Source organism: Mesorhizobium sp. CA7, assembly GCF_020165015.1.
GTDB lineage: Bacteria > Pseudomonadota > Alphaproteobacteria > Rhizobiales > Rhizobiaceae > Mesorhizobium.
In genome coordinates, this window is sequence record NZ_JAIUHH010000002.1 from 440,928 (window position 1) to 455,986 (window position 15,059).

At 65.3% G+C, this 15,059-nt stretch carries 13 protein-coding genes; 7 read left to right on the forward strand and 6 right to left on the reverse strand.

Annotation, left to right across the window (positions count from 1 at the left end):
• The first annotated feature begins 41 nt into the window (after positions 1–41).
• The gene (locus tag LB552_RS06820; protein ID WP_411965619.1) at positions 42–1,376 is read left to right on the forward strand and encodes an MATE family efflux transporter; all 1,335 of its coding nucleotides are present in this window, start codon (positions 42–44) and stop codon (positions 1,374–1,376) included.
• On the opposite strand, the gene LB552_RS06825 is transcribed toward LB552_RS06820, so the two are convergent.
• Both LB552_RS06825 and LB552_RS06830 read right to left on the reverse strand, forming a co-directional pair.
• Positions 1,369–2,460: a quinone-dependent dihydroorotate dehydrogenase gene (locus tag LB552_RS06825; protein WP_224603085.1), complete on the reverse strand. Its 1,092-nt coding sequence runs from the start codon at positions 2,458–2,460 to the stop codon at positions 1,369–1,371. The genes LB552_RS06820 and LB552_RS06825 overlap by 8 nt on opposite strands.
• Positions 2,457–2,804, reverse strand: coding sequence for a DUF952 domain-containing protein (locus LB552_RS06830; RefSeq protein ID WP_224603087.1), 348 nt, complete (start codon positions 2,802–2,804; stop codon positions 2,457–2,459). The genes LB552_RS06825 and LB552_RS06830 overlap by 4 nt, the downstream gene beginning before the upstream one ends.
• Positions 2,805–2,916: 112 nt before the next feature.
• Here LB552_RS06830 and LB552_RS06835 point away from each other — a divergent pair, with 112 nt between their 5' ends.
• On the forward strand, positions 2,917–3,348 hold the full coding sequence (locus tag LB552_RS06835; protein WP_224603089.1) for a hypothetical protein: 432 nt from the start codon (positions 2,917–2,919) through the stop codon (positions 3,346–3,348).
• Between the two features lie 127 nt (positions 3,349–3,475).
• Positions 3,476–4,135 carry a response regulator transcription factor gene (locus LB552_RS06840; RefSeq protein WP_095766186.1) on the forward strand — a complete coding sequence of 220 codons (660 nt, stop codon included), beginning with the start codon at positions 3,476–3,478 and terminating at the stop codon, positions 4,133–4,135.
• Between the two features lie 99 nt (positions 4,136–4,234).
• On the opposite strand, the gene LB552_RS06845 is transcribed toward LB552_RS06840, so the two are convergent.
• Together LB552_RS06845 and LB552_RS06850 are read right to left on the reverse strand one after the other, a co-directional pair.
• Positions 4,235–5,494: an MDR family MFS transporter gene (locus LB552_RS06845; protein WP_224603092.1), complete on the reverse strand. Its 1,260-nt coding sequence runs from the start codon at positions 5,492–5,494 to the stop codon at positions 4,235–4,237.
• Positions 5,495–5,611: 117 nt separating this feature from the next.
• Positions 5,612–6,268, reverse strand: coding sequence for an O-methyltransferase (locus tag LB552_RS06850; RefSeq protein ID WP_224603093.1), 657 nt, complete (start codon positions 6,266–6,268; stop codon positions 5,612–5,614).
• Between the two features lie 84 nt (positions 6,269–6,352).
• Here LB552_RS06850 and LB552_RS06855 point away from each other — a divergent pair, with 84 nt between their 5' ends.
• The gene (locus LB552_RS06855; protein WP_224603095.1) at positions 6,353–6,988 is read left to right on the forward strand and encodes a TetR family transcriptional regulator; all 636 of its coding nucleotides are present in this window, start codon (positions 6,353–6,355) and stop codon (positions 6,986–6,988) included.
• A 16-nt stretch (positions 6,989–7,004) separates the two neighbouring features.
• On the opposite strand, the gene LB552_RS06860 is transcribed toward LB552_RS06855, so the two are convergent.
• The gene (locus LB552_RS06860; RefSeq protein WP_224603097.1) at positions 7,005–10,490 is read right to left on the reverse strand and encodes a PAS-domain containing protein; all 3,486 of its coding nucleotides are present in this window, start codon (positions 10,488–10,490) and stop codon (positions 7,005–7,007) included.
• Positions 10,491–10,725: 235 nt separating this feature from the next.
• Between LB552_RS06860 and mscL the strand changes: the two genes are divergently transcribed.
• Positions 10,726–11,148 (forward strand): large conductance mechanosensitive channel protein MscL, encoded by a 423-nt coding sequence (gene mscL, locus LB552_RS06865; protein WP_224603099.1) that lies wholly within the window; start codon positions 10,726–10,728, stop codon positions 11,146–11,148.
• Between the two features lie 110 nt (positions 11,149–11,258).
• Entirely contained in the window at positions 11,259–12,425 is a 1,167-nt protein-coding gene (locus tag LB552_RS06870; RefSeq protein WP_224603101.1) for a pyridoxal phosphate-dependent aminotransferase, read from the forward strand.
• An 11-nt stretch (positions 12,426–12,436) separates the two neighbouring features.
• Here the strand turns inward: LB552_RS06870 and hemA are convergent, their stop codons facing one another.
• A complete protein-coding gene (gene hemA / locus LB552_RS06875) occupies positions 12,437–13,714 on the reverse strand; it encodes a 5-aminolevulinate synthase (RefSeq protein ID WP_224603103.1) in 1,278 nt (425 codons plus the stop codon).
• A gap of 278 nt (positions 13,715–13,992) precedes the next feature.
• Here hemA and galE point away from each other — a divergent pair, with 278 nt between their 5' ends.
• Positions 13,993–14,988: a UDP-glucose 4-epimerase GalE gene (galE, locus tag LB552_RS06880; RefSeq protein ID WP_095766183.1), complete on the forward strand. Its 996-nt coding sequence runs from the start codon at positions 13,993–13,995 to the stop codon at positions 14,986–14,988.
• Positions 14,989–15,059 lie beyond the last annotated feature (71 nt).

Below are 15,059 nucleotides of genomic sequence, written 5' to 3' on the forward strand. Positions count from 1 at the left end.
CGGGTCCTCGATCAAGCCGCAATCGGACAGGCAGCAGTCCCTTGGACGTAACACAAGCCAGCGCCAGGTCTTTCGTCGTCACCAACCGCTCAGTGCTGGCGATCGCCGTGCCGATGACGCTTGCCTATCTGACGACGCCGCTGCTCGGCATCGTCGACACGGCGGTGGTCGGCCAGTTCGGCGACGCGGCCCTGCTTGGCGGCCTGGCGGCGGGATCGCTGGTCTTCGACGTCGTCTTCACCACCTTCAACTTTCTGCGTTCCGGCACCACCGGCCTCGTCGCCCAGGCCTTCGGGCGCGGCGATGCACTGGAGGAGCAGGCGGTGCTGTGGCGCGCCGTGCTGATCGCGGTCGTCGCCGGCGTCGTGCTCGCCGCCCTTGCGCCGCTCTTTGCCGTCGCCGGCCAATGGTTCATGGGCGCCGAACCGCGTGTCAGCGAAGCGATGTCGGTCTATATCCGCATCAGGCTGTTGGCAGCCCCCTTCTCGCTGATCAACTACGCCATACTGGGCTACGTGCTGGGGCGAGGCGAGGGCGGGCTCGGGCTGATGCTGCAGGCGGTGCTCAACGGCATCAACATCTTGCTCTGCTTCCTGCTCGGCCTCGAGCTCGGCTGGGGCGTTGCCGGCGTCGCCTGGGCGACCGTCACCGGCGAGTTCCTGGCCATGCTGCTTGGCCTTGCCATCGTGCTCAACCGTTTCCGCAAGCTGGAGCGGCCGTCGCGCCGGCGTATCCTCGATTTGCCGGCGTACCGGCGCATGCTGTCGCTCAACCGCGACATCATGATCCGCTCCTTCTCGCTGCTTGCCGCCTTCGCGCTGTTCACCAGGCAGGGCGCGCAATTCGGCACGGTGACGCTCGCCGCCAACGCCGTGCTGATGAATTTTTTCCTCATCGCCGGCTATTTCCTCGACGGCTTCGCCACCGCCGCCGAGCAGCTCGCCGGCCGGGCCATCGGCGCTCATGCGCCTGCCCCGTTCCGGCAGGCGGTACGGCTGACGCTGATCTGGGGCTTTGGCCTCGCCGGTATCGCCACGCTCATCCTGCTGACCGCCGGCGCCAGTCTGGTGGCGCTGGTGACGACCTCGATGGATGTTCGCGCGGTCGCCGACACCTATCTTCCCTGGGCCGCCTTCACGGCGCTGAGTGGTGTGCTCGCCTTCCAGATGGACGGCGTCTTCATCGGCGCCACCTGGTCGCGCGACATGCGCAACATGATGCTGTTGTCGTTCCTCATCTTCAGCGCTGCGCTCATCACCCTGGCGCCGGCATTCGGCAACAGCGGCCTGTGGGCATCGCTGCATGTCTTTCTGCTGGTAAGGGGGCTGAGCCTGCTGACGGTCCTGCGGCTGAGAATGCGAACAGCGTTCAGCTGATCGGTTTTGAAGCCCAGCGCTCGCAAGCCGAGTCGCGCAGATCCCTGATCGAGCCAAGCCGCTCACGCTCCACGTATCGCGCCATGCCGGCGATGATGCGCCCCGGCAGTACCGGCCCGGCATAGATCATGCCGGTGTAGAGCTGGGCCAGATCGGCGCCGGCGCGGATTTTCTCCAGCGCCGTTTCGGTGGAGTCCACCCCGCCGACGCCGATGAGGGCAATGCTTGGGCCGAGCAGCTTGCGCATACGGGCGAGCACGGCGGTGGAACGCTCGAACAGCGGCTTGCCCGAAAGGCCGCCGGCTTCGCCTGCCACGGTCGTGCTCCGCAATCCCGTCCTTGCAAGCGTCGTGTTGGAGACGATGACGCCGTCGATCTTCTTCTCGGCGACTTCGGCGGCGATGTCTTCGAGCTCCGCCTCGACGAGGTCCGGCGCGATCTTGAGGAAAATCGGCGGCTGCACGGGGGCCGCGGCACGGGCGGCTATCACCCGTGACAAGAGCTCACCGAGTTGCTCGCGCGCCTGCATATTGCGCAGGCCAGGCGTGTTGGGCGAGGAGATGTTGACGGTCAGATAGCTCGCATAGGGCGCGAAGCGGGCGACGCCGCGCTCATAGTCGGCGATGCGGTCAGCGCTGTCCTTGTTGGCGCCGATGTTGACGCCGACGATGCCCGGCCGCCCCTTGCGCGCGGCAAGACGCTTTTCGGCGGCCGCATGGCCCTCATTGTTGAAGCCCAGCCGGTTGATCACCGCCTCGTCCGCCGTCAGCCGGAAGATGCGCGGCTTCGGATTGCCGGGTTGCGGCAGCGGCGTGATGGTGCCGACCTCGGCGAAGCCGAAGCCAAGCCCAAGCAGCGCGTCCGGCACTTCGGCGTTCTTGTCGTAGCCGGCGGCCATGCCGAGCGCGTTTGGAAAATCGAGGCCGCAAAGGCTGACCTTCAGCCGCGCGTCATGCGTCGGGCGCCGCGGCGCCGTCGCGCCGACTGGCAGCCCGCAGCGCAGCGCCGCGATCGACAGGCCATGCGCGGTTTCCGGATCGAAGGAGAAAAGCAGCTTCTGGCCGATCCGGTCGAGCACGCTCATTCGCCCTCCAGCGTCGGGAATTCGTGGCCGCCGGCGCCGAGCGGCAACGGCTTTACCCAGAGAACCGCATCAAGGTCGAGCTCGGCGTAGAGATGCGGGAACAGGGCGCCGCCGCGCGAGACCTCGTATTTCAGCGCATCACCCAGCCTTGCCGCGTCGATCGCGATCAGCAGCAGGTCCGTCTGCTCGGCGAAATGCCTGGCCGCCGTCTCGCGAACCTGGCCGGCGGTGGAGAAATGGATGAAGCCGTCGGCGATGTCGATCGGCGCGCCGGCGAAGCGCCCGTTCCTCTCGGCTTCGCGCCAAAGCGCCTCGGGCGCGATCTTGTAGATAATCTGAGACATTGTCGCGCTATAGTCCGAACCGAAGGTGCGGGGAAGGCTCGAAGCTCGACTCTTCCCCATTTCCGGCGCAAACCTGTGATAGCCCGCCTTCACTGGCTCATGGAGGAACAACATGCGTCTGCAGCACATCGTGATCCCCGCGGCGCTTTGCTCGCTGGTTGCCGCGTCCGCCTATTCCGAGGAAACCGATCACTACCGTTTGGAGAAGTCGGCCAACGGCTATGTCCGCATGGACACAAGGACCGGCGCCATGTCTGTCTGCGAGGAGCGCTCGGGCCAGCTCGTCTGCAAGATGGCCGCCGACGAGCGGGCCGCCTACCAGGACGAGATCGACCGGCTGGACAATTCGGTCAAGGCGCTCGACGCGCGCGTCGCCAAGCTCGAGAATTCGCTCTCGGCCCGGCTGGAATCGCAACTGCCGAGCGAAGAGGATTTCAACAAGACGATGGGCTACATGGAGCGCTTCTTCCGGACCTTCAAGGACATCGTCAAGGACCTGGACAAGGAACACGGCGACGGCAAGCTGAACCAGCAGAAGACCTGATTGCAAAGCCGCCTTGGGGAAAACCCCGCGCGCGGCCTTTGCCGCTTGAAAACGCGCCGCGTCGCCGCATAATCATTCCGGTCCCCGCAAGAAGCACACAATGATGATGGGATCGGGGGAGGACTATTTGCCGTCGGGCCACACTTTCGTCATTGCCGACGACCATCCGCTTTTTCGCGGCGCGCTGAAGGAGGCGCTTGCCGGCATCGGCGACGTTGCCGCCATCCACGAGGCCGGCGATTTCGAAAGCGCCAAGGCGCTGGTGCTTGCCAATGAAGATATCGATATGGTGCTGCTTGACCTGTCGATGCCGGGCGCCAGCGGCCTCTCCGGCCTGATCTCGCTGCGCGGTATCCATCCGGCGGTGCCGCTGGTGGTGGTATCGGCGCATGACGATCCCGTCACCATCCGCCGCGCGCTCGATCTCGGCGCTTCCGGCTTTATTTCCAAATCGGCCAGCATGGATGAGATACGCGGCGCCGTGCAGGCGGTGCTTGCCGGCGACATTGCCGCGCCGGCCGGCATTGAGCTCGGCGTCGAGCGCGACCCGGAAATCTCCGACCTGATCAAGCGGCTCCAGGCGCTGACGCCGCAGCAGACGCGGGTGCTCGGCATGCTGGCGGAGGGCCTGCTCAACAAGCAGATCGCCTATGAGCTCGGCGTCTCCGAGGCCACCATCAAGGCGCATGTCTCGGCCATCCTGCAGAAGCTCGGCGTCGACAGCCGCACCCAGGCGGTCATCCAGCTGTCGAAGATCGGCGGCGACCCGCTGCAGCCGGTCGGCTGATCGCAGGCACCTCAGGCGAAGCTTTTCACCCTAACTGAACCCGACCAGCGCGGATCGATCATGCGGTCCCGCTTCGCGTCGGGTCGATGGCTGCGCCCGTCAGCGATAGTTTTCGACGGCCGAGCCCAACTGCGACGCGGCATCATCCTCGGTCGGGCCTGAAGGATTCCGCGCCCGCCCGATCGCGGCGCCGAGGCCCAGCGAAGCGATCGCCACCAGTGGAATGCCGGCGATCCAGGGCAGGCGCGGCGCGAGCGCATAGAGCGCCGTGCCGATCGACGGTCCGAGCGAGTCCTTGAGGTCGACCGCCACAGACGAGGCGGCCATATAGGAAGCGCGTCGCGGCGATGGTGCGAGCGCGTTGACGGCGGTCGGCACGAGCGGCCCGACCAGCATCTGTCCCACCGAGCAGAAGCTGACTGCGACGACCAGCGAAAGTATCGCCGGCGAGGTCGCCAGCAGGGCAAAGGCGGCGATGGTCGAGATGCCGGCGCCGGCTGCCAGCCAAAGCGCTGATCGCGTCTCGGCAAAGCGGCTGACCAGCATCTGCAAACCGACCGTCAGGGCGGCCGCATAGGCAAACAGCGCGCCGACACCGGACGGGGTGAGCGTGCCGGCATCCTGCGCATAGAGCGGGATGACCGCTTCGATCCAGTTGCCGGAAATGTCGAACAGCACGACCCAGGCGAGCAGCTTTGCCAGGCGGCCGTCGTGGAAGGCCGGCAGCAGCGCCGACAGGCCTTCCTCTTCCTCCGTTTCCCCATGGTCGGCTGCGGCATGGCCGCGCGTCTCGGCGAATGCGGCAAGCATGACGATGCCGCCGAAGAGCAGCATACCGCCGCCGGCCAGGAACACGCTGCCAAGCGAAACGAGCGCCAGCGGCGCGCCGCAGGCCGGGCCGAGGATCTGTCCGGCGCTCGAGCTGACGCGCGCCATGCCGAACCAGCGCGGATGCGCCGACGGTTCCGTCACATCGGCGATAGCTGTGAGGATGGTCGGGTGTAGCACCGACTCGCATATGCCGGTCAAAAGCAGCACGGCCGCAGTGGCGGCGACGCCATGGGCGAAGAACAGCGCGACGAAGCCGCAGCCGACGCCGAGCGATGACAGGATCAGCACCGGCCGCCGGCCGACCCGGTCGGCGATACCGCCGATCAGCGGCGCGGCGATCAATTCGCCGCCGGCATAGCAGGCAAACAAAAGCCCGATCGCGCCGATCGGAATGTTCGCCTCGCCGCTCGCCCAGAGCGGAAAGAAGGGCACCAGCGCGCCGTCGGCGAAACCGGCGCAGAAGAACAGGAACAGGCCGAGCAGAGCCGGGCGCGGCAGCCCGCGCCAGGACGATGGGAGGAGGGTCATGATGTCACCTACGCGTCAAAGGCCGAAGGCCGGAGCCAGAAAGCCGGGATTGCGCGTTGGTTGACGTAAACGCCTACGGCTGCCTCAGAAGCAGCATGGGGTAGTTTCGAGCAGGCCTTAGCCGAGCCGCATCGACAGCTCCACGTCGTCGCCGAACGGCGTCGACATATAGCCGCCGGACGGCGCGCGCACCCGCTCCAGATATTCGGGCGAGAAGTCGGCGTTGTCGGCGATGACCAGTGCGCCGGGCCTGAGCCGGCTCTCGACCAGGCTCAGTATCTCCGGATAGAGCGCCTTGGCGCCGTCGAGCAGCAGGAGGTCTATCCGGTCGGGCAGGTCGGTGCTGAGCGTTTCCAGCGCGTCGCCCTCGCGGATCTCCACCAGGTCGATGAGGCCGCCTTCGGTCAGATTGGCCTTGGCCCGCGTTACCTTCGACGGCTCGAATTCCGTCGTGATCAGCCGGCCGCCGCCATTGTCGCGCAGCGCCGCGGCAAGATAGAGCGTCGAGATGCCGAACGATGTGCCGAATTCGACGATGATGCGCGCGCCGGTGCTGCGCGCCAGCATGTAGAGCAGCGTGCCGGTCTCCGGCGAGACCGCAAGCCACAGGTCCTTCAGGCTGCCGTAGAACTGGCGATACTCGGTCTTGCTGTGGAGCAGGCGCGTCCGTTCCTCGCGCGAGTACCCTGCGATCGCCGGGCTGGTCGCCGCGTAGGCTTCCTTGAACAGGCGGGCGAGCAGCGGTGCCAAAGGGGTTGCGGTCAGGGTGGTCATGGCTGTCTCCGGCGGGGTTCTTGTGTTGCTTCGAAAAATACGAATAATCCTTCAGGTTTCCAATTCGCATTTCGGCGCGCGACCATGATCCAACGCTCAAGCCCTTCAATTTCCACCCGAAAACAGCCCAAACAGGCGCGCGCCACGGAGCTGGTCGCGGCGATTTTAGAGGCGGCTGCTCAGGTTTTGGCTGCTGAAGGCGCGCAGCGTTTCACCACCACGCGCGTTGCCGAAAGGGCGGGCGTCAGCGTCGGTTCGCTCTACCAGTATTTCCCGAACAAGGCGGCCCTGCTGTTCAGGTTGCAGAGTGACGAATGGCGCCAGACGACAGAGCTTTTGTGCGGCATTCTCGAAAATACCGGGCTATCACCGCTCGAGCGGACAAGAACGCTGGTCCACGCCTTCATCCGCTCCGAATGCGAGGAGGCGGCGGTGCGTGGCGCGCTGAACGACGCCGCGCCGCTCTATCGGGATGCGCCGGAGGCTGAGGAGGCGAGGGCGGCGGCGAGCCGGACCGTCGGGACCTTCATGCGCGAGACGCTTCCTGACGCGCCGGATAGCGGCCGCGCCCTGGCCGGCGACCTGATCATCAAGACGCTGAGCGCTGTGGGGGCGGATTTCTCGGAAAAGGAGCGAACGGCCGATGAGATCGAAGCCTATTCCGATGCGCTGGCCGACATGTTCTGCGCCTATCTCCGAAGCCTCGGGCATCGCGGCTGATAGCAGTGTTTTGTCTCTATTCGGCGGCCGGCGCCAGCGGCCTGACGCGCGCCATCATCGAGCGCAGCACGGCCGGCTTCAGCGGCTTGTTGATCACCGGAATGTCGAGCCGGCCGGCAGCCGCGCGCACCTCGCTGGAGCGGTCGGCGGTGACCAGCACGCAGGGCAGGTCCTGCCCGTAGGCGGCGCGCAGCGTGGCGACCGCATCGAGCCCGGTGCCACCGTCGAGATGATAGTCTGCTAGCACGAGGTCCGGCTTCGGCGCGCCGGGCTTCAGGAGATCGCCTGATCCCGAAGCCGTCTCGACACGGCATCCCCAGCCTTCGAGCAGCAGCCGCATGCCGTCGAGGATGCGCGCGTCATTGTCGATGCACAGCACATTGAGCCCGGCAAGCGTCGAGGCGGAGCGGGCCGGCGCCTTGCCGGCCTCGCGCGGCGGCGCGGCGACCGCCGCGACCGGCAGAATCACGGAAAAGCGCGTGCCCTTGCCGGGATTGGAGTAAATGCGGATTTCGAGCCTCAGCACCCTGGCGATGCGGTCGACGATGGAGAGCCCCAGGCCAAGGCCTTCGGCCTCGCGTACGCCCTCGTCGAGGCGCGTGAACTCGTGGAAGACGGTGCTGAGCTTGTCGCCGGCAATGCCGATGCCAGTGTCGATCACCTGGATCTCGGCCAGCTCGCCGCGTCGCCGCACCCCAACCAGAATGCGGCCCTGGCGCGTGTATTTGATGGCGTTGGAAACGAGATTCTGGATTAGCCGCCGCAACAGGTTCCGGTCGGTCATGACGCCGAGCGAGGATGGGATGATCTTCAGATCGAGCTTCTTTTCGGCGGCCAACGGGCGAAAATCGTTGCCGATCTGACCGAGCAGTCCGCCCAGGTTGAAAGCGGTATTGTCGGGCTTCATGGCGCCGGCATCGAGCCGCGAGATGTCGAGCACCGCGCCGAGGATGGTCTCGACCGATTCCAGCGAGGATTCGATGTTGACGGCGGCCTTCCCGGCCGGTCCCTTGCCTGCCTTCTCGATCAGCGACGAGCAATAGAGGCGGGCGGCGTTGAGCGGCTGCAGGATGTCATGGCCGGCGGCGGCGAGGAAGCGCGTCTTGCCGAGGTTTGCCTCCTCGGCCAGCATCTGCGCCTGCGCCAGTTCCTCGTTGACGCGGGTGAGTTCGATTGTGCGGGTCTTGACCCGTTGCTCCAGCGATTCATTGGCCCGCTTCAGCGCCAGGTCCTGCTCGACGCGGCCGGAGATGTCGGCATAGGTGGCGACGATGCCGCCGTCGGGCATCGGGTTGGAGCGCAGCTCCAGGATGCGGCCGCTGGTCTTCAGCTCCATCTGCCACGGGCCAGCGAAACTGGTCAGCCGGTTGAGCGTCGTCACGCGCTGGTCGGCGGGAATATCGCCGCGCTCGGCGAGATGATGGAGGATTCGGTCGAGCGAGACGCCGACCTGGCCCATCTCGTCCGGCAGGTCGAACAGCAGCCGGTATTGCCGGTTCCAGCAGATCAGTCGGAAATCGCGATCGAAGACGGTGATGCCTTGCTCCATCTGGTCGAGCGCGATCTGCAAAAGGTCGCGATTGTGCTGCAGCGCCTCGGTGGCGTCGTCGAGCAGCTTGAAGGCATCCTTGGAGTCGCGATCGTTGCGGCGGAAGAGCAGCGACAGGATCAGCCGCGCCGAGGACGAGCCGACGGCGCTCGCCAGCAATTGCTCAGAGAAGCGGATGACATCCATGCTGGCCTGTTCAGTGCCGTGCAGGGAGACTTTCGCGTCCCTCTCAAAGGATTGGAACGAGCGCTCCGTGCGCTCGACGCCGAGATAGCGTGAAATCGTATCCTTCAGGTCGTTGACGGTGACGGCGGTGCGGAAGCGGCGCAGGCTAGGCATCGGGCCGGCATCGCGCGGCACGAAGATCGCCGCCTGGATGCGCTCCAGCGGCACGGACGCTCGGGAGAGGGACCCAAGGACGAAAAACAGCGCATTGACCGAAAGGCTCCACAGCACGCCATGGTTCAGCGGCTCGCCGACGGTGCCGAACAGCGCCTGCGGCCTCAGCGCCTCGAAGCCGAACAGGCCGTGGACGACGATATCGGTAGAGGGGCCGACGAGTGAAGGGAGGAGCAGTGTGTAACCCCAGACGGCTATGCCGGCGACCATGCCGAGGGCTGCGCCCCGGCCGTTGGCGCGGCGCCAGATCAGCCCGCCGACCAGCGCCGGCGCGAATTGTGCAATCGCGGCAAACGACATCAGGCCGATCGAGGACAGCCGCGCGCTATTGGTGCTCTCGCGGTAATAGAGGAAGGCGATGAACAGCATGATGAAGATCGAGGCGCGGCGCACATTGAGGATCAGCGTCGACCAGTCCTCGTTCTCCGAGGAACTCGTCTTGAGCACGCGGCGCACGAACAGCGGGATGACGAGATCGTTGGAGATCATGATCGACAGCGCGACGCTCTCGACGATCACCATCGCGGTTGCCGCCGACAGTCCGCCGACGAAGGCGGCCATGGCCAGCACGTCATGGCCGCTGAACAGCGGCAGCGACAAGACATAGAGGTCGCTGCTGGTCTTGCCGCCGACCAGCGACAGGCCGGCAAAGGCGATCGGCAGCACGAAGAGGTTGATGGCCACGAGGTAGAGCGGGAACACCCAGGTCGCGGTGCGCAGCTCCGCCTCGCTGCGGTTCTCGACGATGGTGACGTAGAACTGCCGCGGCAGCATCAGCACGGCAAACCCGCTCAGGCCGGTCAGCACCAGCCAGGTGGCCAAAGAGGTGCTGTAGCTCATCGCCTGGCGCACCTGGCTGTTTCCGGCAAGCCTGGCGAACATGTCGCCGGGCCCGCCGAAGATCAGGAACATCACCATCAGGCCGATGGCGAGAAAGGCGGCGAGCTTGACCACGGTCTCGACCGCGACAGCCAGAACCAACCCGTCCTGATGTTCCGTGGCGTCGGCATGACGGGTGCCGAACAGCACCGCGAACAGCGCCAGCAACATCGCCACCACCAGCGAGATGTCGCTGACGAACGGATCGAAAGAGGGCGGCGAGCCCGTATAGTGCTCGACCATCAGGCTGACGGAACCGGAGATCGCCTTGAGCTGCAGCGCGATATAGGGCACCGCGCCGATGGTCGCGATCAACGTCGCGATCGCCGCGACGGTGAAGCTCTTGCCGTAGCGGGCGCCGAGGAAGTCCGCGATCGAGGTGATCTTCTCGCTTTTTGCCAGCCTGATCATGCGGTTGAGCAGCGGGAAGCCGAACACGAAGACCAGCACCGGACCGGTATAAATGCCGAGGAATTCGAGGCCGCGCTCGGAGGAAAGGCCGACCGAGCCGAAGAAAGTCCAGGAAGTGCAGTAGATGGCGAGGCTGAGCGCGTAGATGAAAGGCCGCGCCCGGCCGAGCCCGGCTGCCACCGAGCGCCGGTCGCCGACGCTGGCGATGGCGAAAAGCAGCGTCACATAGGCGATCGCGATGATGACGACGAACCAGCCTTGCACGGTCCGCACTTCCTCCCTGGCCGGTTCCTCATCCGGTCGTTAAGACGCAATCACAGCTTGGGGCCCAAGTCCATCGCGGCTTTTGGCGCATATGCGGCTGGCGAGGCAGGTAAGCACAAACCGGTGTCTTCGCCCTTTTTCCGGTTTTTCAACCGGGGGTTTTTGTTATTGTGGCTTCGGATCGGTGCCGGAGAGCCGGGGCGGCAGCACGGCCGGTCATGGCAAGGAGGGCCGAATGCTGAAAGAATTCCAGGAATTCATTTCCAAGGGCAATGTGATGGACTTGGCCGTCGGCGTCATCATCGGCGCCGCCTTCGGCAAGATCGTCGACTCGCTCGTCAACGACATCATCATGCCGATCATCGGCGCGATTTTCGGCGGGCTGGACTTCAACAACTACTTCTTCGGGTTGTCATCGAACGTCCATTCGGCCGCGCTGGCCGATGCCAAGAAAGAAGGCGCCGTCTTCGCCTATGGCAGCTTCATCACGGTCGTGCTGAATTTCCTGATTCTTGCCTTCATCATCTTCCTGATGGTCAAGGCGGTGAACAATCTGCGCAGGCGGCTGGAGCGCGAGAAGCCGGCTGCTGCCGCGGCACCGCCGCCCGCCGACGTGCAGTTGCTGACCGAAATCCGCGATCTGCTGGCGAAAAGATAACTCCTCAACAGCGCCCTGGACCAAAACCCCGGCCGCTTGCGGCCGGGGTTTTCTGTTTGCGGCTGTCGTAAAAGAGGCTAGCAGTCGCGAAAAACCGGACGGATTCTTGCATGACCCTGATCGAGACCTTGCGCGCCGAAGCCCGTGCGGCGCCCGAAAGCGGCATCGTCGCTGTCGTCAATCACGGCCGCCTGCGCGAAGGCCTGATCCCGCTCTGGGCTGGCGAGGGCGATCTGCCCACGCCTTCCTTCATCAGCGATGCCGCCGCCAAGGGACTGGCCGATGGCGAGACGTTCTACACCTGGCAGAAGGGCATTCCCGAGCTCAGGCAGGCGCTCGCCCGCTACTACGCCAGGCATTTTGGCAAGACCTTCGCGGAGGAGGAGTTCATCGTCACCGGATCCGGCATGCACGCCATCCAACTGGCCATCGACGCGATCGCCGGCAGCGGCGATGAGGTGATCTACCTCTCGCCGGCTTGGCCGAATTTCGCCGCGGCCGCCGGCGTGGCGGGCGCCGTTCCGGTGCCGGTCACCCTCGACCAGTCCGGCAATGGCTGGTCCTGCGATGTCGAAAAGATCGCCTCCGCGATCACGCCGCGCACGAAGCTGTTGTTCATCAACACGCCATCCAACCCGACCGGCTGGACCGCCGACAGGCAGACGCTGCAGGCAATCCTCGATCTCGCCCGCCAAAAGGGCCTGTGGATCATCGCCGACGAGATCTATTCGCTGTTCCACTACGGCCATGGCCGCGCGCCGTCCTTCCTCGACATCGCCACGGCCGACGACCGTATCCTGTTCGTTAACAGTTTCTCCAAGAACTGGGCGATGACGGGTTGGCGTGTCGGCTGGATCAAGACCCATCCAGCCTTGCAGCAGGTGTTCGAAAACCTGATCCAGTACTCGACCTCGGGCGTCGCCCAGTTCATGCAGCGCGGCGCGGTCGCTGCCCTCGACGAGGGCGACGGCTTCATCACCGAACAAGTGGAGCGTGCACGCGCCGCTCGCGATCTCGTCTGCGACATACTCGGCGCGACCGGCAAGGCGCGTTTCACCGTGCCGCAGGGCGCGTTCTATCTGTTCTTCAGGGTCGACGGCATCACCGATTCCCGAACCGCCGCCTTCGACGTCGTCGACAACGCCAATGTCGGTCTGGCGCCTGGCACCGCCTTCGGCCCCGGCGGCGAAGCCTTCCTCAGACTATGCTTCCACCGCCGCCTCGATCAGCTCGAGGAAGCGGCGCACCGCCTGGCGAGGTGGATGAACACGGTGTGAGAAAGGCGGCTTCAGCCGCCTGACTTCGGCACCAGCAGCGGAATGATCCGGTCGCTCTTGGCGACGGCGGGCCTGCCGGAGCTGGCATAGGGAATGCCCAGCGCATCCCAAGTCTCGACCAGCGCGTCCTGCAGCTCGGCAATCAGCGCGTCCGAATGGAACGGCGTCGGTGTGATGCGCAGCCGCTCGGTGCCGCGCGGCACCGTCGGATAATTGATCGGCTGGATGTAGATGCCGTGCACGCCAAGCAGCCGGTCGCTGGCCATCTTGCAAAGCTCGGGATCGCCGACCAGCACCGGCACGATGTGGGTGGCCGAGTCCATCACCGGCAGCCCGGCCGCGGCAAGCACCTGCTTGGTTCTGGCCGCCTGGCGCTGCTGCGCGTCGCGCTCGGCCTGCGAGCGCTTGAGATGCCGGATCGAGGTGGTGGCGGCCGCCGCGATCGCCGGCGGCAGCGCGGTGGTGAAGATGAAGCCCGGCGCATAGGAGCGCACCGCGTCGATGACGGCGCTGGTGCCGGCGATGTAGCCGCCAAGCGTGCCGAAGGCCTTGGCCAGCGTGCCCTCGATGATGTCGATGCGGTCGGCCAGGCCTTCGCGTTCGGTGATGCCGCCGCCGCGCGGGCCGTACATGCCCACCGCATGGACCTCGTCGATATAGGTCATGGCGTTGTAGCGCTCGGCGAGCTCGACGATCTCTCTGATCGGCGCGATGTCGCCGTCCATCGAATAGACGCTTTCGAAGACGATCAGCTTGGCGCGCTCGCGCCCCGCCGCCTGCAAGAGGCTCTCCAGATGCGCGATGTCGTTGTGGCGGAAGATCTTCTTCTCCGCGCCGGAGCGGCGCACGCCCTCGATCATCGAGGCATGGTTGAGCTCGTCCGAGATGATCAGGCAGTTGGGCAGAAGTCTGGCGATGGTCGAGATCGAGGCCTCGTTGGAGACGAAGCCGGAGGTGAAGACCAGCGCTGCTTCCTTGTTATGCAGGTCCGCCAGTTCCTGCTCGAGCTCGACCAGCGGGTTGGAGGTGCCGGAAATGTTGCGGGTGCCGCCGGCGCCCGAGCCCATCTTGCCGGCCGCAACCTGGAAGGCGGTGATGACATCGGCGTTCTGGCCCATGCCGAGATAGTCGTTGGAACACCATACAGTGATTTCTTGGGCGCGGCCGTTGGAACGCCAGATGGCGCGCGGGAACTTGCCCACGATGCGCTCCAGGTCGGCGAAAACGCGATAGCGACGCTCGGCGTGGAGCTGGTCGATCGCATCCTCGAAGAACCGCTGATAGTTCATGTCGACTTCCCAATTTTGGGCCGGATCATAATCACTGCCCCATGCCGCGTCCACCGCGCCCAACCGGTCAAAATGCCACGCCCGTGCCCTGTTCCTAACGATGCCGGATCGTGGCCTATTCCCTGCTGTTTGAAGCAACTTGGTTTCAGTACGATGCCTCGGGCGCGACGAACTGTTACGGACTTAACACATAGGGAGGCTAGTGGGCTTGCGGCGGGTTTTCCAGCGCGGTGGCTGTTGAGACAGTTTCCGACAAATCTTGATCAGCGAGGTAGATGATGACGGTTTTGGTGACAGGCGGTGCCGGTTATATCGGCAGCCACATGGTCTGGGAACTGCTGGACGCCGGCGAGAGCGTCGTTGTGCTCGACCGGCTTTCCACCGGTTTCGAATGGGCGGTCGCCCCGGAAGCAAGGCTCACCGTCGGCGATGTCGCCGATCGTGATCTGGTCGGCCGGATCATCCGCGACAACAAGGTCGACGCCATCATCCACTTCGCCGGCTCGATCGTGGTGCCGGAATCGGTCGCCGACCCGCTTGGCTATTACGAAAACAACACCTGCAAGACCCGCACGCTGATCGAAACGGCGGTGCGCGAGGGCGTGCCGCATTTCATCTTCTCCTCCACCGCCGCCGTCTATGGCGGCGCCGGGCTGGAACCGGTGCGCGAGGATGCTCGCCTTGCGCCGGAATCGCCTTACGGCCTTTCCAAGCTGATGAGCGAATGGATGCTGCGAGATGCAGCGTTGGCGCACGACATCCGCTATACGGCGCTACGCTATTTCAATGTCGCCGGCGCCGATCCGAAGGGCCGGACCGGACAATCGACGCCCGGTGCCACGCATCTGATCAAGGTCGCCTGCGAGACCGCGCTCGGCAAGCGGCCCTTCATGCAGGTCTTCGGCACCGATTATGCGACGCCGGACGGCACCTGCATGCGCGACTACATCCATGTCAGCGATCTCGCCGCCGCGCACCGGCTGGCGCTGCAGCGGCTGCGCGATGGCGGCGGGAGTCTCGTCGCCAATTGCGGCTACAGCCACGGCTATTCGGTGCTGGAGGTGATCGACAGCGTGCGCCGCGCCTTCGGCCATGACTTCGACGTGCGCATGGGGGACCGCCGGCCGGGCGACGCCGCAGCCGTGGTCGCCAATTCCGAGCTTGCCCGCAAGGAATTCGGCTGGACGCCGCAGCGCGACGATCTCGACCTGATCGTCAACGACGCGCTGGCCTGGGAACGGATCCTGACGACCAAGAACTCCGTTCGAAACTGATCTGTTGGGCCAAGGGCTCGTCCGGCGCGTTTGGACGCGGTATTGAGCCTCATGCAGCGGCGGCGCGCGGG